Raw genomic sequence first — 22,782 nt, 5'->3', positions numbered from 1 at the left:
AGCGAGACCGTAACGCGCCATGGAGACCGGCGTTCATCATAAAGCGCAAGGGCGTTCTTCCACCTGGGCGACGGTCCGGCGCTGGGGCGGCGCCCTGTGCGCGCTCGGCTTCATCGGGGTGCTGATCGTCTCCGCCGCCATCCGCTTCGGCGTGGGGCATCGCTGGGTGGACATCCTGGCCCAGTTCACCGCGCCGGGACTGCTCGCGGTGATCGTCGCGACCCTTTTGCTGGCCGCCCTGCGCCTGAAGGTCGCCGCATGGGCCGGCGTGGCGGCGAGCCTGGCCTTGCTGGCCTGCGTCGCGCCGCAGTGGTTTCCCCCAGCAGGCAAGCCTGAAGCCGGAGCGCCCATGGTCCGGCTGTATTCAGCCAATGTCTACTATCTGAACGACGACGTCGCCGCGATGCGCCGCTCCATCGAGGCGGCCGACCCGGACATCGTCATCCTGATCGAACTGGGACGCGGACCGATCGGTCGGCTGGATGAGTTGCTCGCGGACTATCCCTACCGCGCCGCCTCGATGCGACCGGACGTGACGCGCGGGCCGTCGCGTTCGATCATCGCCTCGCGCTGGCCGTTGCGGCAGATCGAGAACCGGCCGGACGGGCTGCATTCGGTCACCGCCGTCGCGCAGACCCCGCTGGGCGCGCTGAACGTCGTCGGCGTCCACCTGACCCGTCCCTGGCCGTTCCAGCCGCAGTGGGGCCAGATCAGCCAGACCATGGCTCTGGGCGACATCCGCCGGACGCTGACCGGGCCGGTGATCGTGGCCGGAGACTTCAACAGCGTCTCTGACGCCCGCATCGGGCGACAGATGAAACAGGACCTGGGCCTTGCTCCAGCCGGCGGCTTTCCCGGCACCTGGCCGAGCCAGTTGCCTTCGCCCCTCGGCGTCACCATCGATCAGGTGTGGCGCTCGCCCGACCTGGCCTTCGTCAGCCGCAAGCTGGGGCGGCCCAACGGATCGGACCACCGTCCGGTCGTGACCGAGTTCACCCGCGCGGCGCGCTGACCAATGCGGCCAGCCGTTCGGCGTGGCCCTCGCTCGGGAAGTCGGCGGCGATCCAGCTGTCCTCGAAGGCCTTGAGCAGGCGACCCGTCTCGGGACCCGGTTCAAGGCCCAGGCGCGCCACCTCCTTGCCGCCGACCGGCAGGCGCGGCGGAACCCAACCCTTCGCGACGGCCAGCAGCCGCGCGGCGTCCTCGCTCCGTTCCGGCGCGGCGGCGTGAAGGCGCATCAGTCCGTCGGCCACGGCGCGTCCGCCCTGGCGATAGACCGCCGCGCGAGCCTGGGCGTCGCTCATATCCAACGACACGACCGGCGCCGCCAGGGCCGAGCCGACCAGCCGGTCCCGCGCCGCGTTCGGGAACCGCAGCCGTTCCGACGCCCGGCGCATGGCCTCCGCATCCACGGGGAACAGGGTCATCAGCCGGACCACCGGGTCTTCGCTCAGGTCCACCACGGCGTCGAACAGCGTCAGGGGGCCGGCCTCGGGCAGCACCTGCGCCAGCACGCCGGTCTGCGCCATGGCCGCCATGGCGGGACGCGGGTCCTTCGCCGCCAGCAGCTTCATCAGCTCCTTGGACACCCGCTCGGCGGACAGCCGGGTCATGCCGGGCGCCAGGTCACGGCAGGCGTGCAGCCCGGCGGCGTCCGGCTCGCCCCGCCCGTACCAGGCGAAGAACCGGAAGAAGCGCAGGATGCGCAGGTAGTCCTCCTGGATGCGCGTGCGCGGGTCGCCGACGAAGACGATCCGGCCCGCCGCCGCGTCATCGACGCCCTGCCCCGTCGGATCGAACACCCGGCCCTCGCCGTCCGCATAGAGGGCGTTCACCCGGAAGTCGCGGCGCGCGGCGTCCTCGGCCCAGTCGTCGGTGAAGGCCACGGTGGCGTTGCGCCCATCGGTCGAGACATCCCGGCGCAGGGTGGTGATCTCGAACGGCTGCCGCTCGGCCACCGCCGTCACCGTGCCGTGGGCGATGCCGGTGGGCACGGCCTTCAGCCCGGCGGCGCGAATCGCCCGCTCGGTCTCTTCCGGTTTCAGCGTCGTGGCGATGTCGATGTCGTCGATCTCGCGGCTCATCAGGGCGTTGCGCACGCAGCCGCCGACGAAGCGGGCGCAGCCGGGGCCGCCCGCCGCTTCCAGCGCCGCCAGGACCGCGCGGGTCGCGGACGCCGTCAGCCAGGCCTGTCCGGTCAGCACGGTCACGCCGCATCCTCACCCGCGGCGGCGACCGGTTCGGCCTCGTCGCCGTACAGCCGGGCGCACAGCCCCCGCACGATCCCCGCCGTCGCGCCCCAGATGTAGCGCTCCTCATAGGGCATGGCCCAGAACCAGCGGCGCGGCTGGCCCTCCAGCTCGTAGGACTCACGCCGGTGATTGGCCGGATCCATCAGGAAGTCCCACGGGGCCTCGAACACCTCGGCCACCTCGTCGGGGGAGGGGGTCACGGACGGCGGCTCGGCCAGCCAGCCGATCACCGGCGTGACCAGGAAGCCGGTCACGGTTTCATAGGCGTCGCCGACGCCCAGCACCTCGACCACGCCGGGGTCGAGGGCGACCTCCTCGAAGGCCTCCCGCAGAGCGGCCTCGACGGCCGTCTCGCCGGGATCCAGGCGACCGCCGGGGAAGGCGATCTGACCGGTGTGGCTGGCCAGAGTGTCGGAGCGACGGGTCAGCAGCACCGTCGCGCCTTCCGGGCGGGCGATGACGGGCACCAGAACCGCGGCCGGGCGCAGGGCTTTCCCCGTCGATCGCGCACCGGGATTCAGATCGTAGTCCGAGCGTGCGGCGGCGTCGTCCACCGACCAGCCGTCAGGATGGATCAGATGCTCGATCAGCCGGGTCCGAAGCGTCGCCAGACTCATTCGACGCCGGCCCCGACCGGTCCCAGGGCGAAGGCCGCGCCGCCCGAGCGGACGGTCAGCCGTCCGTCCTCGACCGAGGCCGCTTCGACCAGCTCATAGAAGACCGGGCGGGCGATCCGCGCCCACAGGTCGGCGCGGACGCGCACGCGGGGCGCGGGCTCTCCGGTCGCCGAATCGGTCTCGACCACGATGGGCGCGTCCGGCCCGGCCGCGGTCTCGTCGCCGACATCGGTCGTGAAGACCAGCGCCTCGCCCCGGCGTTCGACCGACACGGCGCGGAACGGCAGGTCCTCGACGGTGATGGCCAGCTTCTCGCCCGGCGTGACCAGCACATAGCCGTCGGCGTCCTTGCGCAGGATGGTCGAGAACAGCCGCACCAGTTCGGCCCGGCCGATGGGCGAACCCTCGTGCAGCCAGACGCCGTCGCGGCGGATGAGGATATCGATGTCGCCGCAATGGGCCGGATGCCACAGGTGCACCGGCGGCAGGCCGCGGCCCGGAGCCTGCTTCGCCGCCTCGGCCATGGCGGCCAGTCCTGTTGTCTTGTCGGCATCGGCCATGGGAGCAGACTTAGGCGGTCCGCCCCGGCGTGCAAACCCGCTCAGGCGGGATGGACGATTCCGGAGGGCTCGCCCTCGCCCAGCCACAGCACGCGGCGCGGATCCACCGGCCCCTGCAGGCGGACCTCCGGGGCGTGGCGGAAGCCGAACCGGCCGAAATACGGCGCGTCGCCGACCAGCAGCACGCCGGTCTGACCCGCGTGGTCGATGCAGGTCTGCACCAGATCCGCGCCCAGCCCGCCCTTTCGGCTGTCCGCCGAGACGGTGATGGGCCCCAGGAACAGGGCGGGACGGTCGCCGACCATGACGGTCCACAGCCGCACAGCGCCGATCACCCGGCCGTTCTCGCGCGCCACGAAGCCGGCGGCGACGCCCGCCTGCTCGCGGATGCGTTCGGCGGTCTTGGCGTAGCGGCCCGGGCCGAAGGCGGCCATGACCAAGGCTTCCACCGACGCGGCGTCGGCGGGCGTTTCGGCGTCGATGCGCACGGCGGTCTGGAAGGCGGCGTCGGTCATGAGCGCGCGCACCTAAGGCGCGCGCTCCGGGGAATCAACCGACTTTCGAGAAATCGGGCGCGCGCTTCTGGGTGAAGGCCATGAAGGCCTCCATCGCCTCAGGGCTCTTCATCTGGCTGCCGAAGGCTTCGCCCTCGCGCTGCATCAGCGCCCACAGGCGTTCGGCGTCGCGCATCAGCCGCTTGGTCTTGCGGATGGAGTTGGGCGCGCGGGTGGCCAGTTTGGCGGCCAGCTCCGCGGCTGTGGCCTCGACCTGATCGGCGGCGACGGCGCGGTTGGCCAGGCCCCAGGCCACGGCGGTCTTGCCGTCGATCGGCTCGCCCAGGGCGAAGACCTCGAACGCCCTCTGGTGGCCCAGCACCGCCGGCAGCAGCATGGAGGACGCGGCCTCCGGCGCCAGGGCCAGGTTGATGAAGGGCGCCGACAGCAGCGCGTCCTCCGCCACCACCACCATGTCGCAGTGAAGGAGCAGGGTGAGCCCGATGCCGACCGCCCGTCCGCGCACCGCCGCCACCGCCGGCTTGTCCAGGTCGGCGAGGGATTTGAGGAAGCGGAACACCGACATGTCGAAGGGCTTGTCGGTCTGCGAGCCGATAGCGATGAAGTCGCCGATATCGTTGCCCGCCGAGAAGCTGTCGCCCTCGCCCCTGAACAGCAGCACCCGCACCGTGTCGTCGGTGCGGGCCCGCTCCGTCGCCTCCGCCAGGGCGGCGTACATGTCCTGGGTGATGGCGTTCTTCTTGTCGGCCCGGGCCAGGGTGACGGTCAGCACGCCGTTCACCAGCTCGGTCTTGATGTGGTCGGTCATGCCGCCTCCTCCCCTTGTGTCGTTGAGCGCCACCAGTCGACGCCATCCGCATCGCGTTCGCGAACGGCCAGCCCTCGCAGCAGCATGTAATTCAGGTGGGCGATGCTCTCGCCCGTGGCCATGCCGCGCACGCCGTCGCCGACCGGGCGGGCGAACAGGGCCGGAAATACATCCACCGCCCGCTTCGGCTCCCTCAGCGACCGGTCGAGGCGTTTCAGCGCCACGTGGTGCCCGCGGATCAGGGCGTCGAGCCGGGCGTGGGCGCCGCGGAACACCTCGCCGTGCGACGGCAGGATCAGGATGTCGTCCGGGAAGACCGTCTTCATCCGCTCCAGCGACGCCAGCCAATCGCCCAGCGGATCGGCGTCAGCCTCGGTCGGCCAGACGGAGACGTTGGAGGAAATGCGCGGCAGGATCTGGTCGCCGCCTAGGACGACGCCGTCGTCCTCGCGCCAAAGGCAGGCGTGCTCGGGGCTGTGGCCCTCGCCGACGACAATGCGCCAATCGCGGCCGCCGATGCTCAGTCTGTCGCCCTCGCGAATCCGTTGATATCCGGCGGGCAGCGGCGAGACGGCCATGCCGAAGCGCCCGAACTCTCGCCGGTAACGCTCGATCTGCGGCTCATCCCAGCCCGAGGCGCGATAGAAGTCGGCTCCGCTTTCCGGCGCCGGCTGGCCGGTATCGGCCAGCAGCATCCGGGCCATCACATACTCCAGCCGGGTCATGACCAGCGGCGCGTTGAATCGCTCGCACAGCCAGCCGGCCAGGCCGATATGGTCGGGATGCATGTGGGTGCAGATCACCCGGGTGACCGGGTCTCCGCCCATCGGGCCGGCCAGCAGGAGCTCCCATTCGGCCCTGGTCGCGTCGAGCGCCAGGCCGCAGTCGATGACCGCCCAGCCATCGCCGTCGCGCACCGCATAGACGTTGATGTGATCCAGCTGCATCGGCATGGCGACGCGCATCCACAGCACGTCCGGCGCGACGACGACCGCCTCTCCCGAGGCCGGAGGTCCGGCGAACGGATAGGTCAGGCCCCGCTCGGCGGGCCTCGCCTCGGTCTCCGCCGGGATCACGCCATCCGCCAAGTCCGTCTCCAATCGCAACGCAGGATGGATAGACCGAACCGCAGCCTCCCGTCCAGCATCACCGGTCAGAGCCTTGACCCGGCTCGAACCGCTCGCCAAGGGTGTCGATCGAAGATTTACCTTCCGGAGTGACCCCGTGTTCAACAGAAAGATCATCGGCCTGGCGGGCGCCTTTGCGGTGCTGATGGGCATAGCCCAGCCAGCGTTTGCCCAAACCACGCCCGCGCCCGCAACGGGCGGCCCGATCTCCGAAACGGACCGCGCCAGCGGCGCGATCCGCGGTACGCGTGTCCAGCCGGGCCGTATCAGCGACCGTTCTCAGACCCCCACCGCCCCGCGCGAGCGCCGCCAGGATCGTTCGAGATCGGCTCCCGCCACGCCGCCGACGCCGGAGCAGGTCCGCGCCGCCGCCCAGGCGCAACTGACCGCCGCCGGCGTCGCCTGCGAACTGACCGAAGCCTCCAATCCGGGCCTGATCACCGGATCGCAAATGTACGAAACCGTTTGCGCGAACGCCGAGGGCTACATCCTGATCGCCTCCACGCCGCCCCAGGCCTTCAGCTGCATCGAGCTGGCCGGCACGGCCGCCATCGCCCGGGCGCGTGATCCCAACGCTGACGTTGGCCAGCAATGCGTCCTTCCGGCGAACCAGAACACCGTCGCCGTTATCGGCGGCTGGGCCCGCACCGCCGGCGTCACTTGCACCGTCGACGAGGCCCAGGCCATCGGCAAGAGCGACGACAACAACATGGTCTACGAAGTCGGCTGCGCCGGCGCCGACGGCTATTGGCTGGAAAAGACCGCCGCCGGTTGGGATCTGAAGGATTGCCTGCAGATCGCGTCCATGAACGGTTCGTGCCGCTTCACCACCGCCCAGGAACAGGCCCAGAGCTTCCAGCCCAAACTGGCCGGCACTGACGCCTCGGATTGCAGCGTCACCCAGGTCCGCATGATGGGCCAGAACGCCAACGGCAGCTTCTACGAAGCCAAATGCGCCGCCGAAGGCGAAGGCTTCATCGCCCGCGTCAACAATGAGGGCGTGACCCAGCAGGTCTATCCCTGCGCCACCGCCCAGCGCATCGGCGGCGGTTGCACCCTGACCCCGGCTCCGGCCGCCGCCCCGGCGACCGGCGGTCGCCCGTAGGCGTCGACGCCGTCAGAACGATCAGCGCCCCGGAGGAAACTCCGGGGCGTTTTTCGTTGCGGCGATCAGCGCTTCACAGAGCCCCCCGACGCGCCTTAGCTTGCGCCCCATGCGCATCGCCACCTGGAACGTGAATTCGGTCAACGCCCGCCTGCCTACCGTGCTGGCGTGGCTGGAAGCGGCTCAGCCTGATGTCGTCGGCTTCCAGGAAATCAAATGCGTGGACGAGAAATTCCCGCGCGAGGCCTTCGAGAGCCTCGGCTACAACGTCGAGGTCCACGGGCAGAAGACCTACAACGGCGTCGCCCTGCTCTCGAAATTCCCCATGTCCGAGGTCCGCCGCGGTCTGCCGGGCGAGGACCAATCCGGCGTTGAGGACGAGGGCGTCCACTCCCGCTACATCGAGGCGCTGATCGAATGCCCGCGTCCAGTGCGGGTCGGCTGCCTCTACCTGCCCAACGGCAATCCGGTGGAGAGCCCCAAGTTCGCCTACAAGCTGGGCTGGATGGAGCGGCTCGAAGCCCACGCCCGAACCCTGCTGGCGCAGGAAGAGGCCTTCACCCTGTGCGGCGACTACAACGTCATCCCGACGCCGGAAGACGCCAAGAACCCCAGCGCCTGGGTCAACGACGCCCTGTTCCAACCCGAGAGCCGCGCCGCCTTCCGCGCCCTGCGCTACCTCGGCCTCAGCGACGCGGGCGAACTCGGCAAGCAGCCGCCGGGGACCTACACCTTCTGGGACTATCAGGCCGGGGCCTGGCAGCGTGACCACGGCATCCGCATCGACTTCCACCTGCTTTCGCCGCAGGCCGCGGACCGCTTCCGGAGCGTCGAGACCCACCGCGACGCCCGTGACATGGACAAGCCGTCCGACCACGTGCCCGTGGTCGTCGAGCTGGAGGACTGACCTTGAGCGAGGTGTTCCGGGTGGTCCTGCTGGTGGCGCTGGCCGCGGCGGCGCTGACCACCGGGGCGCTTCTGCTGGTCTGGTGGATGGAGCCCGTGCGCCGGATGCGCCGGGCGCTGCTGAAATCGCTGGGCGCGGTCCCCGAGGCCGAGGCCCTGTCGCCCGCCGAGGGCCGCGCCGCCGGTCTCGACTTCGACGGCGCGCAGGTGGCCGTGCTGTGGAACCGCGGCGCCGCCGGGCTGGTCTACGCCTTCGAGGAGATCGAGGGCGGCGAGATCATCGTCGATGGCCATGTGGTCGCCCGGGTCCGCCGGGGCGAGGCGCGCAAGTCACTCGACATCCTGGCCCCTGACGCCGAGCAGGTGGTGCTGCGGCTGATGTTCGCAGACGCCCGCCACCCCGAGTTCGAGCTGGCCCTATGGGACGCCACCCTGCCCGTCCAGACCAGTTCGCCCGGCGAGGCCCTGCGGCTGGGCCGCCGCTGGCTGTCGCATCTGGAAGCCCTGCTGAAGGGTTGAGCGACTGCGGGGTTCCTCCCCCGACGCGGGAGCGCTAGAAGCGCCCATCCTGTTCTGAGTAAGCCTGAAGGAGCCCGCTGTGGCCCGCCTGTTCGACGCCGTGATCATCGCTGACTGGACCGCCGCCGAGGGCAAGAAACTGGGCGATCAGTCGGTGTGGATCGGCGTGGCCAAGCGCGATGTGCGCTTCCGCCTCTACACCGAGACCCACAATGCCGCGACGCGCGCCGAGGGCGAGGCCCTGCTGAACAAACTGGTCTCGGAACACCGCAAGCGCGGCGACCGGGTGCTGGTCGGCTTCGATTTCAACTTCGGCTACCCGGCCGGCACGGCGGCGCGGCTCAAGCTGGACGGGACCCCGTGGTCGGCGATGTGGAAATTCATCGCGGCCAACATCGTCGACAAGGCCGACAACACCAACAACCGCTACCAGGTCGCGGCCAAGATCAACCGGCTGATGACCGACGAGGCCTGGCCGATGTGGGGCGCGCCCGCCAAGCAGGCGCAGCGCTGGCTGACCACGACCAAGCCGCCCGTGGGCGCCGGCGCCGACATCCCCGAGTTCCGCGCCACTGAGGACGCAGTCCGCAAGGGCAAGCTGCAGCCCAAGTCGGTCTGGCAGATGCACGGCGCTGGCGCCGTCGGCGGTCAGACCCTGGTGGGCATCCCGATGGTGCGCCGCCTGTTGGAGAGCCTGGGCCCCTCGGGCGCCGTCTGGCCCTTCGGTACCGGCTGGCGCGCGCTGGACACAGCGGACGTAGAGCCCCTGTCCGCCGTGGTCGTCGAGGTCTGGCCGTCGATGTTCGACGCCAAGCCGGAAGCGGGCGAGTTCAAGGACCAGGCTCAGGTCCGCGTCACCGCCGAAGCCATCGCCAAGATGGACGAGGCCGGCGACCTGGCCAAGGCCTTCGCCCCGCCCAAGGGCGCGGACGAGGCCCTGATCGCGCGGGTCGAGCAGGAAGAAGGCTGGATCCTGGGGGCCTAGGCCTTCACCGGCCTGTCGCCCGCCTGCTCTATCCGGAACCCATGTTCCGGATCATCCTGACTGCCCTTCTGTTGCTGACCGCGAGCCCCGCCGTGGCCGACGTGCTGATCATCGCCCACCGCGGCGCCTCGGGCGAACGACCCGAGCACACCCGCATGGCCTATGAACTGGCGATCCAGCAGGGCGCGGACATCATCGAGCCGGACCTGGTGATGACCCGCGACGGCGTCCTGGTGGTCCGGCACGAGAACGAGATCGGCGGCACGACGGACGTGGCCGCCCATCCGGAGTTCGCCGACCGCCGGGTCACCCGGACCATCGACGGGCAGGCGGTGACCGGCTGGTTCACCGAGGACTTCACCCTGGCCGAGCTGATGACCCTGCGCGCCCGCGAGCGGCTGCCGGCGCTGCGCGGAACGGCCTTCGACGAGCAGGAGCCGATCCTGACCTTCGAGGACGTGCTGGCCATCGCCAAGGCGGCCTCGGCGCGCACGGGCCGGACCATCGGCGTGGCGCCGGAGTTGAAGCATCCCTCTCACTTCGCCGCCCTGGGCCTGCCGATGGAGGACGCCTTCGTGGCGGTGCTGGAGCGGCACGGGCTGACGGGCGCGGAGGCGCCGGTGCTGGTCCAGTGCTTCGAGGTCGGGCCGCTGGAGCGGCTGAGCGCGCGGATCGACACGCCCCTGCTGCAGTTGATGGCCCGGGGCGGCGGCCCGGCGGACCGCCCCGAGCTGACCTATGCGGCGATGGCGACGCCCGAGGGGCTGGGGCGGGTGGCGTCCTATGCCCGATGGATCGGGGCCGACACGGCGATGATCGAGCCGACGCCGGGCGCGCCGACGGCCCTGATCGCCGACGCCCATGCGGCGGGGTTGAAGGTCGCCGCCTGGACCTTCCGGGCCGAGAACGTCTTCCTGCCGGAGGCGGACCAGATCGGAGACGAGCCGGGCGAGCACGGGCGGCTGACCGCACGGCTGGCGCGGTTCGCCGGCTATGGGCTGGACGCGGCCTTCATGGATCAGCCGGGACTGGCCCGCCCCTAGCCCGCAATCATGCCGAAGTCGGCCACGCGGCCCATGACCGCGCGGACTTGTCCCAGCAATTTCAGACGGTTGTCGCGTTCCTCAGCGACATCCGAGTTGACCATCACATGGGTGAAGAAGGCGTCGACCGGGGCGCGGAGCGAGGCCAGCGCCTTCATGGCGGCGGCGAAATCCTCGGTCTCCAGCGCGGCGTCCACGGCGACCCGGGCGGCCTCAGCGGCGAAGGCCAGGGCGGTCTCGGGCTCCGGCTGCTCGGGCAGGCCGGTGCGGACCATGCCCTCGGGCACCGGCCCCTTCTTCTCCTCGGCCTTGAGGATGTTGGACGCGCGCTTGTAGCCGGCGAGCAGGTTTGCGCCGTCGTCGGTGGCCAGGAAGGCGTCGAGGGCCTCGACCCGGCGCACGATGCGGACCAGGTCGTCGTCGCCGAGGGCGAAGACGGCGTCCACGAGATCGTGACGCTTGCCCTGATCGCGCAGGAGGACCTTCAGGCGGTCGGCGAAGAAGGGCAGCAGCGATCCCGTCAATGCCTGCCAGCGGGAGAACGAAACTTCAAACTGCTGCTCAAGATCAGCGACGAGCCATTCTCCCCCGATCGGGAGCGGATCAACCGTGAGCCATACGGCTATGAGACCTTGCCGCCACTTTTCGAGATCGAAGGCAACCGATCGAACCGCTTCACTTCGCGCTAATTCGTCGGCGAAACCATACCCCCGCGTAAGTGCCTCATCCCGCAGTTCTTGAGTTCGTTCTGCGGCAAGTTTTTCGACCGCTAGGAAGATGGGCTTTGTCGCCGCCTGATTGATCAAATTTGCGGCTGCTAGCCAGACCAGATGATCCAGCGACACCTTGGAGCCTGTCTCGATGACAGCGCGAGTGAACCCAAGCGTAGCTCTTCGCAGCGCGAACGGGTCCTTGGAACCTGTGGGCTTCTCGTCGATAGCGAAGAAGCCGACGAGGGTGTCGAGCTTGTCGGCCAGGGAGACAGCCACCGTCAGCGGCGCGGTCGGGACCGAGTCCGAGGGGCCCTGCGGCTTGTAGTGGTCGCGGACGGCGTCGGCGATCACGTCGGGCTGGCCGAAGGCGCGGGCGTAGTAGCCGCCCATGACGCCCTGCAGTTCCGGGAACTCGCCGACCATGCCCGAGGCGAGGTCCGCCTTGGCCAGACGGGCGGCGGTCTCGGCCTGATCTGGATCAGCGCCGACCAGCGGGGCGATCTCACGGGCCAGGGCGGCGATGCGATCGACGCGCTCGGCCAGGGTGCCCAGCTTGGCGTGGAAGGTGACGCCTTCCAGCTTCTTCGACCAGGCGTCGAAGCCGGTCTTCAGATCTTCGTCCCAGAAGAAGCGGGCGTCGTTCAGGCGGGCGCTCAACACGCGGCTGTTGCCGGCGGCCAGGGCCTTGCCGCCGTCCGAGGCCTCGACGTTGGCGACGACGACGAAGTGCGGGGCCAGGCCGTGCTTGGCCGGATCGCGGACCGCGAAATACTTCTGGTGGACCTTCATCGACAGGCGGACGACCTCGGGCGGGAGGTCGAGGAACTGCGGGTCCATGTCGCCCAGGATCGGGGTCGGCCATTCGGCCAGGCCGGCGACCTCGTCCAGCAGGCCGTCGTCGTCGACCAGAGCCAGCCCCTTGTCCGAGCAGACCTTTTTCGCGGCTTCGATGATGCGCAGCTTGCGGTCGGCGACGTCCAGCAGGACGTAGTTCTTCTCAAGCTGGGCGCGGTAGTCGGTGAAATTCTTGACGCGCAGCACCTGGCCCGAGCCGAGGAAGCGGTGGCCCTCGGTCACGTCGCCGCTCTGGATGCCGTCGATGTCGAACGGGACCACATGGCCGTCGAACAGGGCGATGATCCGCTTCAGCGGACGGATCCAGCGCAGCGTGCCGGAGCCCCAGCGCATCGACTTGGGCCAGGGGAAGGTACGGACGATCTGGTCGACCATCTCGGGGATCAGGTCGGCGGTGGCGCGGCCCTTCTGGCTGATGACGGCGAACAGGACGCCGTCGCGCTCGACCAGTTGCTCGCGGGTCAGGCCGGTCTTGCGCAGGAAGCCCTCCAGCGCCTGTTCGGGGGCGTTGGCGCGCGGGCCCTTCAGCTCTTCCTCACGATCGGGCGTCGAGGTCGGCAGGCCTTCCACCACCAGCGTCAACCGGCGCGGGCCGCCGAAGGTGGTCAGCGCCTCATACGACAGCCCGGCGGCCTTCAGCCGTTCGGCGGCCATCCGCTCCAGGTCGCGCGCGGCGCCCTGCTGCATGCGAGCGGGGATTTCTTCGGAGAAGAGTTCGAGGAGGAGTTGGGGCATCAGTTGAGCGGCTCGAGAGGCGTAGGCGAAAGGACGGAGAGAATGTCAGCCGCATCGGCGGGATGCAGTCGGCCCGCGATGACGCGCGTGGTGAAGTTCCCGTACTGCTTGCCGTCCTTTGAATAGGTCCAGTCCGAGACCTGCTCAGCAGTGAACTCGACCCGATCCCCAAAACCGGTCGCCTGAAGATACATGGGATCACAAGCCAGATAGCCGACGAGGTGATCGCCCTCCCTGCTCACGCCATCGACCCACACGTGTTCAGTTCCATTTGGCGGATATGACAGCCCCACCTTGAGTCCGAATGACTCGGTGTCGTCGCTGGAGGAATGCCGGTCCCAGAAGACTGGCAACGCCTTCCTGGCCTCGTCCTGCGCGGCATTCATCTCGGCATCTGCGCCTTCGAACATCTCGACGGGATCACCGTCCAGAGGTCTGACTCGCACCTTGTTCTTGAACGGCCAGATCACGCCTCCGCCCTCTCGCGTTCGACATAGGCCGTCGCGCAGGCCTTACACAGCTCGCGGATGCGGCCGATGTAGCTCTGGCGTTCGGCGACGGCGATGGCGCCGCGGGCGTCCATCAGGTTGAACAGGTGCGACGCCTTCAGGACCTGGTCGTAGGCGGGCAGGACCAGCTGCTGGCCTTGTGGGCCAGTCATGGCGAGCAGGTTGGAGACCTCGGCCACCATGTCCTCGAAGCGGCGCTTCAGGCCATCGACGTCATAGCCGTGGAAGTTGGCTTCACTCTGTTGGCGCTCGTTCTCGAGGAAGACCTCGCGGTAGGTCAGTCCCTCCTTGGTGAACTTCAGGTCGTAGACGTTATCCACGCCCTGGACGTACATGGCCAGGCGCTCCAGCCCGTAGGTCAGCTCGCCCGAGACGACGTCGACCTCGATGCCGCCGACGCCCTGGAAATAGGTGAACTGGGTCACCTCCATGCCGTCGCACCAGACCTCCCAGCCCAGGCCCCAGGCGCCGACGGTGGGGTTCTCCCAGTCGTCCTCGACGAAGCGGATGTCGTGCAGGCTGGGGTCGATGCCGATGGCGCGCAGGGAGCCGAGGTAGAGCTCCTGCAGGTTATCCGGGTTCGGCTTCAGAAGGACTTGATATTGATAATAATGTTGGAGCCGATTGGGGTTTTCCCCATAGCGGCCGTCGCCCGGACGGCGGCTGGGCTGGACGTAGGCGGCCTTCCACGGCTTGGGGCCGAGCGCGCGCAGGACGGTGGCCGGGTGCAGGGTGCCCGCGCCGACCTCGATGTCATAGGGCTGAAGGATCGCGCAGCCCTGATCGCCCCAGTATTTGTGGAGCGTCAGGATGAGGTCCTGGAAGGCGAGCGGTTCGGTGGTCACGTGGAGCTGTTCGCAGTCGCAAAATGAGAGGCGCGGACCCTAGACGGCGGGCCTTTGCGGGGCAAGTTGAAGCCCGCCACACGGTTCTTTAAGCGCATTGGATACACTCTGCAGCCATGAAGCAGATCGACCAGATGCGCCGGCGGGCGGCTCGTTATCTCGAGGTGGAGGCGGTGCAGATCGCCCCCGCGAAGGGCGTGTTCTCGCTGAGCTTCGACGACATTCCGGCGACGGCCTGGACCGAGGCGGGGCCGATCCTGGCCGAACACGGCATCAAGGCGACCTACTATGTCTGCGGCGGACTGGCCGGCGGGCGGAACATGGACCGCGACCAGTTCCAGGTGCGCCACCTGCAGGAACTGCACGCGGCGGGCCATGAGGTGGGCTGCCATACCTACGGTCACACCAGCGTGCTGCGGATGGATGTCGACGCGCTGCGCCTGAGCCTGGACGCCAATGCGGCCTGGGTGAGCGAGCGGCTGGGCGGATACGAGATGACGACCTTCGCCTATCCGTTCGGCGACGCGACCCTTTCGGCCAAGCGGCATGTGCGCGGGCGGTTCGACCTGGGCCGGGGCGTGCGCGACGGGGTCAATGCGGGGCGCGAGGACCGGGGGCTGATCAAGTCCATCGGGCTGGAGAGCCGCCGCCTGCCCCACTACGATCTCGAGGGCTTGATGGCCGGGGCGGCGGCGTCGAAGGGCTGGCTGACGGCCTACGCCCACGACGTGTCGGAGAACCCGACCGACTATGGCTGCACCCCGGATGATCTGGACCGGGTGATCCGGCTGGCCAAGGCCGCCGGGCTGGAGGTTCGGCCGGTCGGCGAGGCCTGGCGGGCGATGGCCGCAGGCTGAATCGGACTGGTGGAAAACACCGTCCGATGCGTCCGATGCGTTCGGATCGCACCGTCGAAAAACGGGGTGCGAACAGTGCGAAGAGTGCGGATGCGCGCCGGTCATGGCGCGGAGTCTGGCACGCCGGCGCGTCAGGATTGGACGTGCCGCCCGCTGACGGACGTCAGGCCGCTTGCGCCAGCTCCGCCTTGCGGCCCTCCGCCCATTTGATCAGGGCGGCGCGGGGCCAGGCCACGATCCAGGAGCGGGCGGTGTACTCGCCCTTCTCGATCATCGCGGCGCGGGTCGGGGAACTGGTGGCGGCGCGCTGGGTGTGGATCTCGCCCGGGCCCTGATGGACCAGGAAGGCGCCGTGCTTCAGCGGATTGACGCGCAGATAGGCCAGGCGCGGGCTGATCTGCTCCAGCGGCGGATCGTAGAACCAGGACGAGCCCAGCATGCCCGCCATCTCGGGGCGGCGCTTGAGGATCTCGGCGGCGGTCGCCCAGGCGCGGTCCCAGCCGGCCTCGTTGAAGTCGCTGAGCTCGCGGCTTTCGGTATGGACCTCGAGCCAGGGCTTCCAGGCCTGGGCGGCGGCGTAGGACGGGATCACCGACCAGCCCCAACCTTCGCGGGCGTGGCGCAGGATCTGGCCCGGCCCCATGGGCGAAGAGAGGTCGATCATCTGGGTGCGGGCGCCCGGCACGCTGAGGACCAGCGAGATGCGCACGTCCTTGGCCCAGAAGTCGCGGTCATAAGGGTTGGCCGCTTCGGTCAGGAAGGCCGCGAGGCGGTCGATCCATTGCGGATAGAGCTCGAGCGAGGCCGAAGGCAGGTCGGCGGCGGGCACCCGCGCCGGCATCTCCAGCGCCCAGATCGCCACCAGGGCGCGGCGGTGGTCGTCGGTCAGGGCCGGGCCGAAGGCGGCCTGCAGGGCCTCCTCCGCGCGGTGGCCGGGCTGGTCGAAATCCCAGTGCGGGGCCGAGGCGGCGGCCGCGTCGGCGGCGGCGGCCTTGAGCGCATGGAGGCGGGCGCGGTCCTCAGACGGGACCCTGTCCAGAACGGCCTCGAACGCGGCGATGTGGGCGGGCGTGAGCGTTTCCATGCCCGCACCCTAATCCACCACCGGTTTGCCGACGGTTAAGCGCGCACGAGAAAGGCGAACACGAGAAAGGCGGCGGGCCGGAACCCGCCGCCTTCGTCAGTCTGTCGCCCCGATCAGTTCGGGGTAGGCGTGGGCGCCGGGGCCGGAGTCGGCGCCGGATTGGCCGGGTCCTCCGCGTCGTCGACCTGGCCGTCGGTCGGGTTCGGGACCGGCGGCGACTGGACCGTGGTGGTCACCGCCGAGGGCTGGCCGTTCGGGGCCGTGGCGCCGGCCGAGGCCGGGCGCTGGGTCTCGGTGACGCCCGTCGGGTTCGGCGTCGGGTTGGCCGCCGCCGGAGACGGGGGCTCGGTCGGGGCCGGGGTCTCGGTCGCGGGCAGCGGCGGGGTGGCCTCTTCCGCCGGGGCCGGGGCGGCCTCGTCGGCGGCCGCGGCGGCTTCCTCATCGCCCATGGCGGCCAGCGACTGGGCCGGGTTCAGGACCTTGTCGATCGCGAAGACGGCGCCGTTGGAGGCGTCGATATCGGCGCGGGTGACGGTGGCGCCGTCGACCTTGATGGCGTCGCCGGTGCCGTCCAGCAGCACCTGGCTGCGGGCCGCGGTCTCGACGCCGCCGCGCGCGCCGGTGATCTGGCTCGACGACACGTCAGCCACGACCACGTGATAGAGCAGCAGGCTGCGCAGCTCCTGGGCGTTGGCGGGGTCCATCAGGCGGGTGCGGTCCGCTTCCGGCAGGGCGGCGAAGGCCGCGTCGGTCGGGGCGAAGATCGAGATGGCCGGACGAGTGCGCAGCGTCTCGGTCAGCTGGGCCCGGTCGAGGGCTCCCAGCAGGGTGGTGAAGTCACCCTGGGCGCGCAGCACGTCGATGACGTTGTTGGGCTGGGCCGCGGGCGCCGCCGGGGTGGCGGCGGGGGCCGCCGCGGGCGCGGGCTGGGCGGCCGGCTGCTCCTGCGGCGCCGGGGCCGGGCTCTGCGTCGTCTCCTGGGCGAAGGCGGGGCCGGCCAGCAGGGCGGTGGCGGCAGCGGCGGTCAGCAGTTTAGTGCGAAGCATGACAGTATCCCTTGCAATGAAAAATCCGGCCGCCGGGGGAGTCGGTGACGACCTGAAGTACGCTTGACTGCAGCGTTCAAGACCCAAGCAGGGCCTTGAGTTCCATATGGAGATTGATCATCCACTGTTCATCGTAACGGCCAAGGTATTGTCTGGGCCATTTGTCGGCGAGCGGCACAATACCGGCGCCATGAGGTCAATAACCTCAAATATCGCCACATATCAGGCGAGTATGGTCGACCGCACCCACCAGTCCGGACGGCTGTCGGACAGGCGCCGCGCGGCCGCATCGGCGGCGGCGGCGGTTTCGAACAGGGCGAAGACGGTCGCGCCCGATCCGGACATGCGCGCGAGGCGGACCCCGGGCAGGCCGGCGGCGGCCTGCAGCGCCGCGCCGATGGCGGGCTGCAGGGCGATGGCGGGCGCCTGCAGGTCGTTGCGTTGCGCCGCCAGCCAGACGAGCACGGCGTCGAGGTCCCACGACGGCGGCGGCGCGGGACGGTCGGCGGCGGCGGGCGGCCCGGCGTCATAGGCCCGATAGACCGCTCCCGTCGGCGAGGGGACGCCGGGATTGATCAGGACGGCGGGCAGCGGCGGCAGGGCCGGCTCGAAGGTCAGGATATCGCCCCGACCCTCGGCCCAGGCGGCGCGGGCGTGCAGGCACATGGGACCGTCGGCGCCGACCGTGGCGGCGACCTCGGCCAGGGCCGTGTCATCGAACGGCAGGGCCAGGGCGTCGCGCGCCAGCTTCAGCGCCGCTCCGGCATCCGACGAGCCGCCGCCCAGGCCGGCGGCGATGGGCAGGCGCTTGTCCAAGGTGAAGGCGAGGCCGGGCTCGGGCCGGCCCGCCGCCTGCGCGAGCGCCCTGACGGCGCGCAGGACCAGATTGTCGCCCTCCCCCGCGAGTCCGTCCGCGAAGGGACCGGAGACGGCCAGGGACAGGCGGTCCGCAGGCGCGACCGTGATGTGGTCGCCCACATCGGCGAAGGCTGCGAGGCTGGCCAGCGGATGATAGCCGTCGGCGTCGACGGGGCCGACGTGCAGGAAGAGATTGACCTTGGCGGGCGCGAGCACCGGGGCGTCAGCCATGGATCAGGGCTGGCTTCCGGACACCGGGGTCGGATCGGTCAGACCCGAGGTCAGCTTCTGCTCCACCTCGGCGCGGCGCTCGGCGTCAGGCGATAGCGTCAGGACCCGGCTCCACTGCCACTGGGCCTCGCGGCGGCGGCCGACCTGCCAGTAGGCGTCGCCCAGATGGTCGTTGATCTCGGCGTTGGCCGGCTCCTTGGCGACCGCGCCCTCCAGCGTGTTCACGGCGACATCGTACTGGCCCTGACGGTACTGGGACCAGCCGAGCGAGTCCTGGATGTTGCCGTCGTCGGGCTGCGCGGCGTGGGCGCGGGCGATCATCTCGGCGCCCTGTTCGACCCGACGGCCGCTGTCGACCCACAGATAGCCGAGGTGGTTGAGCAGGATCGGGCTGTCGGGATGGGCCTGAAGGGCCGTCCACAGCTCGGTCTCGGCCGCATCGACCCGGCCGAGGGCTTCCAGGGCCGCGCCGCGCAGGAAGCGGACATCGGCGGACTGGTCCGGAGTGTTGATGTCCGCATGGTTGAGGACGGTCAGCGCCTCCTCAAAGCGGTCCATGGCCATCAACTGGCCGGCGAGGGCCAGGGTGATGCGGCTTTGCCCCGAAGCGACGGCCTGGGCGCGGGTGTAGGCGGCCAGCGCCTCTTCGCCCCGCTCCTCGCGCTGGTAGCTGAGACCGATGTTGTACTGGGCGCCGGCGTAGATGATGTCGTTGGCGCGCCCCACGCGAGCGAGGGCCTGACGGGCGGGCTCTTCCTGACCGTCCGCCGCGAGCGCCATGCCGAGGCGCAGGGTGGTCATGTCCGAAGGCCGCAGGGTCTCGGCCAGACGCAGCAGGATGGCGGTCAGCTTGTGGTCCTGGCGCTCGCCGGCGACGATCGAGGCGAAGTCTAGGGCGTCGGCGACGCCGTCGCGCGGGGTCGGCGCGGGCGGCGGGCGGCGGCGGGCGGCGGCGCGCTCCAGCCCATCGAGAGCGGCGGGATCCGCGGCCGGACCGGTCAGGGAGTTGCGGTACTGGGCCACGGCCTCCTCGCGGCGGCCGCGGCGTTCGAGGAACTCGCCGTAGTCGACGCTGTACAGGCGGGCGCCGTTGGGGATGGCCACGAGCGCCTTGTACTCGGCGTCGGCCTCGTCATAGCGGCGGCGGTGTTCCAGCAGTTGCGCACGCTGCAGGCGCAGCACCAGGCCGGTGGGATCGCCGGGCGGGGTCTCGACCGGCTTCAACGCAGTGTCCCAATCCCCGGCGGCGGCGGCCAGAGAGGGCGCCATGAACAGGCCGACGATGGTGAAGGGCTGGCCCAGCAGCCGGCCGTTGAGCGAGGCCCAGGCCCCGCGCCCGTCGCCGTGGTTCAGGGCGCTGACGATCGAGACCAACCGGCCAGCGTCGGCCAGTTCGGGCGTGGCCTCCACCGTCGACGTCAGGCGCACGACGGTGCCGAGGTCGCCGTTGAACAGGCTGGTCAGGAAGGTCTCGCCCTGCAGCAGCGGCTGTTCGGGCGTCAGTTGCTGGCTTTCGGCGATCAGACGGGCGGCCTCCGCCCCCTCGCCGCGGAAGCCCGCGATGCGGCCCGACAGATAGAGGCCGTAGGCCGACTGCCCCTGGGCGTCGACCGGAACGGGCGCCCAGACGGCGGGGATCGGCGGCGCGACCGGCTCGGCCTCTGCGGCGGGTTCATCGATCAGAACGACGGCGGGCGGATGAATGCGGGCTGGATCGACGGCGTCCCCATTCGCCGGAACCGGCGCGACGGGGCCGTTCAGCGGCGGATCGACGACGATCGGCGCGTCCTGCGCGAAGGCGGGAGACGTCAGCGCCAGCAGGGCGCAACCGGACATGAGAAGGCGAAGCGAGGAAGGGCGCATGAGCCAACCCTTCCCACATTATGCGGCGGCGACAAGGCCCCTCGCCGCGAGGGCGAGGGTTTTGGGTCTACATATTCGGATAGTTGGGCCCGCCGCCGCCTTCCGGCGTGGTCCAGACGATGTTCTGCGACGGGTCCTTGATGTCGCAGGTTTTGCAGTGGACGCAGTTCTGGGCGTTGATCTGGAAGCGCGGATTGGACTTGCCGTCCGCGTCGTACAGCACCTCATAGACCCCGGCCGGGCAGTAGAGACGCGCGGGCTCGCCGTATTTGGGCAGGTTCACCCGGATCGGGATCGTCGGATCCAGCAGCTTCAGGTGAGCGGGCTGGTCCTCGGCGTGGTTGGTGTTGGAGATGAAGACCGAAGACAGCTTGTCGAACGACAGCTTCCCGTCCGGCTTGGGATAGGCGATCGGCTTGTGCTTGGCGGCGGGCTCGGTCGCCGCCGCGTCGGTCTTGGTGTGCTTCATCGTGCCGAACAGCGAGAAGCCGCCGGTCAGGGTCTGGAACCACATGTCGAACAGGCCGGCCGCGCCGCCCAGGGTGGTGCCCAGCTTGGACAGCAGGGGCTTGGCGTTCCGGACGGTCTTGAGTTCCTTGTGGACCCAGCTGTTCTCGTAGGCGGTCTGGTACGCGGTCAGCTCATCGCCCGAGCGCCCGGCCATGACGGCGTCGTAGGCGGCGTCGGCGGCCAGCATGCCGGTCTTCATGGCGTTATGGCTGCCCTTGATGCGCGGCACGTTCACGAAGCCCGCAGAACAGCCGATCAGGGCGCCGCCCGGGAAGGCCAGCTTGGGTACGGACTGGAAGCCGCCCTCGGTGATGGCGCGGGCGCCGTAGGAGACGCGCGTGCCCCCCTCCAGATGCTCGGCGATCGAGGGGTGGTGCTTGAAGCGCTGGAACTCGTCGAAGGGCGAGATGAAGGGGTTCTTGTAGTTCAGGTGAACCACATAGCCGACGGTCACGTAGCGATCGCCGAAATGGTACAGGAAGCTGCCGCCGCCGGTGAATTCATCCAGCGGCCAGCCGGTCGAGTGCTGGACCAGGCCGGGCTGATGCTTCTCCGCCGGGATCTGCCACAGCTCCTTGACGCCGATGCCGAATTTCTGCGGATCGGATGCATCACACAGGTTGTGACGGGCCATGATGGTCTTGGCCAGCGAGCCGCGCACGCCCTCGGCGATGAAGACGTATTTGCCGTGCAGTTCGATGCCGGGCTGGAACTCGCCGGTCGGCTTGCCCTCGCGGTCGATGCCGAAGACGCCGGCGACGACGCCCTTCACCCGGCCGGACGGTTCGTCCCAGACCACATGACTCGCGGCCATGCCGGGATAGACCTCGACGCCCAGGGCTTCGGCCTGCTCGCCCAACCAGCGGGCGACGTTGCCCAGCGAGGCGATGTAGCAGCCGTGATTGTGCATCAGCGGCGGGAAGGCGAACATCGGCAGGGACACGACGCCCTGCGGCCCGAGCAGCAGGAATTTGTCCTTGGTGACGGGCGTCTCCAGCGGCGCGCCGCGTTCCTTCCAGTCAGGGAAGAGCTCGTTCAGCGCCTTGGGGTCGATGACGGCGCCCGACAGGATGTGGCCGCCGATCTCGGCGGACTTCTCCAGCACGGCGACGGAGATCTCCTTGCCGTCCCTTTCCGCCCGCTGCTTGAGCCGGATAGCGGCGGACAGGCCGGCGGGACCGCCGCCGACGATGACGACGTCATACTCCATGACTTCGCGCTCGACGCCCGCCAGCGCCTCGGCGGGCGGCAGCTTGTCGATCACCGCCTCTTGCCAGGCGTTCGTCGCGCCGCCTTCGATCTCGGCTTCGGCCATGCCCGATGTCCTCGTTATGCGTATGGTCTTCCCTGCTGTCGCTTATCGGAAGGTGACGCGGGGGCGGTCAAGGACTATCCCTGTGCGGACCGACATGAACGCCGCAACTCTCGACACCGCAGCCGCCGAAAGCCTGCTCGCCTTCTGGCGCGACGCGGGGGTGGACGGCTGTTTCGAGGACGCGCCGGTCGACCGCACCCACGTCGCCCCGCCGCCCGCCGTGAAGGCCGTGGCCAAGGCGACCGCCTCGGTGGTGGCGGCCCCGTCCGTGGGCGACGCGGCGTCCGATGCGCGCCGCCTGGCCGCTGGGGCCGAGACGCTGGAGGCGCTGGGCGAGGCCATCGCCGGCTTCACGGGCTGTCCACTGAGGGACATGGGGGCGCGCCAGTCGGTGTTCTCGCGCGGGGATCCGCAGGCGCCGATCATGATCATCGGCGAGGGGCCGGGCGCCGACGAGGACGCGCGCGGCCAGCCCTTCGTCGGCAAGGCCGGTCAACTGCTGGACCGGATGCTGGCCGAAGCGGGGCTGAAGGACAGGGTCTTCATCACCAACACCGTCTTCTGGCGGCCGCCGGGTAACCGGACGCCGACCCCGGCGGAGCAGGCCGCCTGCGCGCCCTTCGTGGAGCGGGCCTTCGCCCTGTTGCAGCCGAAGGCCGTGCTGCTGCTGGGCGCGGCAGCGTCCAAGTCGGTCCTGGGAACCGACGAGGGCATCATGCGCCTGCGCGGACACTGGAAGGAATGGCGGTTGGCCGAGGGCAATGTCTCGGCGCCCGTGCTGCCGACCTTCCACCCCGCCTTCCTGCTGCGCACGCCGATGGCCAAGAAGGCGGCCTGGGCCGACCTGCTGGCGCTGGCGGCGCGGCTGGACGCCGCGGAAGCCCGTTAACCTTCGCGACGCAAAAGCGCCCCAAAAATCGGGCA

The 22,782-nt window shown here is 69.9% G+C and carries 22 protein-coding genes; 8 read left to right on the top strand and 14 right to left on the bottom strand.

The window, feature by feature from the left end:
* Positions 1 to 19 precede the first annotated feature (19 nt).
* Positions 20 to 1,012, top strand: coding sequence for an endonuclease/exonuclease/phosphatase family protein (locus tag AC1RRF_RS01615; RefSeq protein WP_492832191.1), 993 nt, complete (start codon positions 20 to 22; stop codon positions 1,010 to 1,012).
* Here AC1RRF_RS01615 and AC1RRF_RS01610 read toward each other — a convergent pair.
* The 6 genes from AC1RRF_RS01610 to AC1RRF_RS01585 are packed head-to-tail and all read right to left on the bottom strand — an operon-like array spanning position 993 to position 5,840.
* The gene (locus AC1RRF_RS01610) at positions 993 to 2,210 is read right to left on the bottom strand and encodes a CCA tRNA nucleotidyltransferase (protein WP_492832189.1); all 1,218 of its coding nucleotides are present in this window, start codon (positions 2,208 to 2,210) and stop codon (positions 993 to 995) included. The two genes, AC1RRF_RS01615 and AC1RRF_RS01610, sit on opposite strands and share 20 nt — an antisense overlap.
* Positions 2,207 to 2,869, bottom strand: coding sequence for a CoA pyrophosphatase (locus AC1RRF_RS01605; RefSeq protein WP_492832188.1), 663 nt, complete (start codon positions 2,867 to 2,869; stop codon positions 2,207 to 2,209). Before AC1RRF_RS01605 ends, AC1RRF_RS01610 begins: the two co-directional genes overlap by 4 nt.
* Positions 2,866 to 3,429 carry a DUF1285 domain-containing protein gene (locus tag AC1RRF_RS01600; RefSeq protein ID WP_492832186.1) on the bottom strand — a complete coding sequence of 188 codons (564 nt, stop codon included), beginning with the start codon at positions 3,427 to 3,429 and terminating at the stop codon, positions 2,866 to 2,868. Before AC1RRF_RS01600 ends, AC1RRF_RS01605 begins: the two co-directional genes overlap by 4 nt.
* Before the next feature lie 41 nt (positions 3,430 to 3,470).
* Complete coding sequence (locus tag AC1RRF_RS01595) at positions 3,471 to 3,944, bottom strand: GNAT family N-acetyltransferase (RefSeq protein ID WP_492832185.1); 474 nt, start codon at positions 3,942 to 3,944, stop codon at positions 3,471 to 3,473.
* 34 nt (positions 3,945 to 3,978) lie between these two features.
* Positions 3,979 to 4,752, bottom strand: coding sequence for an enoyl-CoA hydratase (locus tag AC1RRF_RS01590; RefSeq protein ID WP_492832183.1), 774 nt, complete (start codon positions 4,750 to 4,752; stop codon positions 3,979 to 3,981).
* Positions 4,749 to 5,840, bottom strand: a complete 1,092-nt coding sequence (locus AC1RRF_RS01585; RefSeq protein ID WP_492832181.1) for an MBL fold metallo-hydrolase — start codon at positions 5,838 to 5,840, stop codon at positions 4,749 to 4,751. The genes AC1RRF_RS01590 and AC1RRF_RS01585 overlap by 4 nt, the downstream gene beginning before the upstream one ends.
* Before the next feature lie 136 nt (positions 5,841 to 5,976).
* Here AC1RRF_RS01585 and AC1RRF_RS01580 point away from each other — a divergent pair, with 136 nt between their 5' ends.
* The 5 genes from AC1RRF_RS01580 to AC1RRF_RS01560 all read left to right on the top strand — a co-directional run bounded on the left by AC1RRF_RS01580 (position 5,977) and on the right by AC1RRF_RS01560 (position 10,437).
* Positions 5,977 to 6,984 (top strand): hypothetical protein, encoded by a 1,008-nt coding sequence (locus AC1RRF_RS01580; RefSeq protein ID WP_492832179.1) that lies wholly within the window; start codon positions 5,977 to 5,979, stop codon positions 6,982 to 6,984.
* Positions 6,985 to 7,093: 109 nt separating this feature from the next.
* Complete coding sequence (gene xth / locus AC1RRF_RS01575; protein ID WP_492832177.1) at positions 7,094 to 7,891, top strand: exodeoxyribonuclease III; 798 nt, start codon at positions 7,094 to 7,096, stop codon at positions 7,889 to 7,891.
* An 11-nt stretch (positions 7,892 to 7,902) separates the two neighbouring features.
* Entirely contained in the window at positions 7,903 to 8,409 is a 507-nt protein-coding gene (locus tag AC1RRF_RS01570) for a hypothetical protein (RefSeq protein WP_291838819.1), read from the top strand.
* Between the two features lie 79 nt (positions 8,410 to 8,488).
* On the top strand, positions 8,489 to 9,394 hold the full coding sequence (locus AC1RRF_RS01565; RefSeq protein WP_492832175.1) for a cobalamin biosynthesis protein CbiG: 906 nt from the start codon (positions 8,489 to 8,491) through the stop codon (positions 9,392 to 9,394).
* A gap of 41 nt (positions 9,395 to 9,435) precedes the next feature.
* A complete protein-coding gene (locus tag AC1RRF_RS01560; protein WP_492832173.1) occupies positions 9,436 to 10,437 on the top strand; it encodes a glycerophosphodiester phosphodiesterase in 1,002 nt (333 codons plus the stop codon).
* On the opposite strand, the gene glyS is transcribed toward AC1RRF_RS01560, so the two are convergent.
* The 3 genes from glyS to AC1RRF_RS01545 are packed head-to-tail and all read right to left on the bottom strand — an operon-like array spanning position 10,434 to position 14,094.
* Positions 10,434 to 12,740, bottom strand: a complete 2,307-nt coding sequence (glyS, locus tag AC1RRF_RS01555; RefSeq protein WP_492832171.1) for a glycine--tRNA ligase subunit beta — start codon at positions 12,738 to 12,740, stop codon at positions 10,434 to 10,436. The two genes, AC1RRF_RS01560 and glyS, sit on opposite strands and share 4 nt — an antisense overlap.
* Entirely contained in the window at positions 12,740 to 13,210 is a 471-nt protein-coding gene (locus AC1RRF_RS01550; RefSeq protein WP_492832169.1) for a DUF2314 domain-containing protein, read from the bottom strand. Before AC1RRF_RS01550 ends, glyS begins: the two co-directional genes overlap by 1 nt.
* The gene (locus AC1RRF_RS01545; protein ID WP_492832167.1) at positions 13,207 to 14,094 is read right to left on the bottom strand and encodes a glycine--tRNA ligase subunit alpha; all 888 of its coding nucleotides are present in this window, start codon (positions 14,092 to 14,094) and stop codon (positions 13,207 to 13,209) included. The genes AC1RRF_RS01550 and AC1RRF_RS01545 overlap by 4 nt, the downstream gene beginning before the upstream one ends.
* 116 nt (positions 14,095 to 14,210) lie before the next feature.
* Here AC1RRF_RS01545 and AC1RRF_RS01540 point away from each other — a divergent pair, with 116 nt between their 5' ends.
* Positions 14,211 to 14,951: a polysaccharide deacetylase family protein gene (locus tag AC1RRF_RS01540; RefSeq protein ID WP_492832165.1), complete on the top strand. Its 741-nt coding sequence runs from the start codon at positions 14,211 to 14,213 to the stop codon at positions 14,949 to 14,951.
* A 163-nt stretch (positions 14,952 to 15,114) separates the two neighbouring features.
* Here the strand turns inward: AC1RRF_RS01540 and AC1RRF_RS01535 are convergent, their stop codons facing one another.
* The 5 genes from AC1RRF_RS01535 to AC1RRF_RS01515 form a co-directional block, all read right to left on the bottom strand.
* Positions 15,115 to 16,035 (bottom strand): hypothetical protein, encoded by a 921-nt coding sequence (locus AC1RRF_RS01535; protein WP_492832163.1) that lies wholly within the window; start codon positions 16,033 to 16,035, stop codon positions 15,115 to 15,117.
* Between the two features lie 113 nt (positions 16,036 to 16,148).
* Positions 16,149 to 17,081, bottom strand: a complete 933-nt coding sequence (locus AC1RRF_RS01530) for a fasciclin domain-containing protein (RefSeq protein ID WP_492832161.1) — start codon at positions 17,079 to 17,081, stop codon at positions 16,149 to 16,151.
* A gap of 222 nt (positions 17,082 to 17,303) precedes the next feature.
* Positions 17,304 to 18,170: a 4-(cytidine 5'-diphospho)-2-C-methyl-D-erythritol kinase gene (locus AC1RRF_RS01525; RefSeq protein WP_492832159.1), complete on the bottom strand. Its 867-nt coding sequence runs from the start codon at positions 18,168 to 18,170 to the stop codon at positions 17,304 to 17,306.
* A 3-nt stretch (positions 18,171 to 18,173) separates the two neighbouring features.
* Positions 18,174 to 20,033, bottom strand: coding sequence for a tetratricopeptide repeat protein (locus AC1RRF_RS01520; protein ID WP_492832157.1), 1,860 nt, complete (start codon positions 20,031 to 20,033; stop codon positions 18,174 to 18,176).
* Between the two features lie 67 nt (positions 20,034 to 20,100).
* Positions 20,101 to 21,753 (bottom strand): electron transfer flavoprotein-ubiquinone oxidoreductase, encoded by a 1,653-nt coding sequence (locus AC1RRF_RS01515; RefSeq protein ID WP_492834122.1) that lies wholly within the window; start codon positions 21,751 to 21,753, stop codon positions 20,101 to 20,103.
* A 199-nt stretch (positions 21,754 to 21,952) separates the two neighbouring features.
* Between AC1RRF_RS01515 and AC1RRF_RS01510 the strand changes: the two genes are divergently transcribed.
* The gene (locus tag AC1RRF_RS01510) at positions 21,953 to 22,747 is read left to right on the top strand and encodes a uracil-DNA glycosylase (RefSeq protein WP_492832155.1); all 795 of its coding nucleotides are present in this window, start codon (positions 21,953 to 21,955) and stop codon (positions 22,745 to 22,747) included.
* The last annotated feature ends 35 nt before the right edge of the window (positions 22,748 to 22,782 follow it).

Source organism: Brevundimonas sp. GW821-FHT12C05 (genome assembly GCF_058807475.1).
Note: the sequence above shows the minus strand (reverse complement) of the source record. Positions and strands in the feature narration are given on the sequence as shown.

Coding starts and splice junctions, on each gene's coding strand:
- AC1RRF_RS01510 (WP_492832155.1), top strand. CDS start 21,953: ATGAACGCCGCAACTCTCGACACCGCAGCCGCCGAAAGCCTGCTCGCC.
- AC1RRF_RS01520 (WP_492832157.1), bottom strand. CDS start 20,033: ATGCGCCCTTCCTCGCTTCGCCTTCTCATGTCCGGTTGCGCCCTGCTG.
- xth (WP_492832177.1), top strand. CDS start 7,094: ATGCGCATCGCCACCTGGAACGTGAATTCGGTCAACGCCCGCCTGCCT.
- AC1RRF_RS01525 (WP_492832159.1), bottom strand. CDS start 18,170: ATGGCTGACGCCCCGGTGCTCGCGCCCGCCAAGGTCAATCTCTTCCTG.
- AC1RRF_RS01530 (WP_492832161.1), bottom strand. CDS start 17,081: ATGCTTCGCACTAAACTGCTGACCGCCGCTGCCGCCACCGCCCTGCTG.
- AC1RRF_RS01515 (WP_492834122.1), bottom strand. CDS start 21,753: ATGGAGTATGACGTCGTCATCGTCGGCGGCGGTCCCGCCGGCCTGTCC.
- AC1RRF_RS01600 (WP_492832186.1), bottom strand. CDS start 3,429: ATGGCCGATGCCGACAAGACAACAGGACTGGCCGCCATGGCCGAGGCG.
- AC1RRF_RS01590 (WP_492832183.1), bottom strand. CDS start 4,752: ATGACCGACCACATCAAGACCGAGCTGGTGAACGGCGTGCTGACCGTC.
- AC1RRF_RS01540 (WP_492832165.1), top strand. CDS start 14,211: ATGAAGCAGATCGACCAGATGCGCCGGCGGGCGGCTCGTTATCTCGAG.
- AC1RRF_RS01535 (WP_492832163.1), bottom strand. CDS start 16,035: ATGGAAACGCTCACGCCCGCCCACATCGCCGCGTTCGAGGCCGTTCTG.
- glyS (WP_492832171.1), bottom strand. CDS start 12,740: ATGCCCCAACTCCTCCTCGAACTCTTCTCCGAAGAAATCCCCGCTCGC.
- AC1RRF_RS01615 (WP_492832191.1), top strand. CDS start 20: ATGGAGACCGGCGTTCATCATAAAGCGCAAGGGCGTTCTTCCACCTGG.
- AC1RRF_RS01595 (WP_492832185.1), bottom strand. CDS start 3,944: ATGACCGACGCCGCCTTCCAGACCGCCGTGCGCATCGACGCCGAAACG.
- AC1RRF_RS01605 (WP_492832188.1), bottom strand. CDS start 2,869: ATGAGTCTGGCGACGCTTCGGACCCGGCTGATCGAGCATCTGATCCAT.
- AC1RRF_RS01560 (WP_492832173.1), top strand. CDS start 9,436: ATGTTCCGGATCATCCTGACTGCCCTTCTGTTGCTGACCGCGAGCCCC.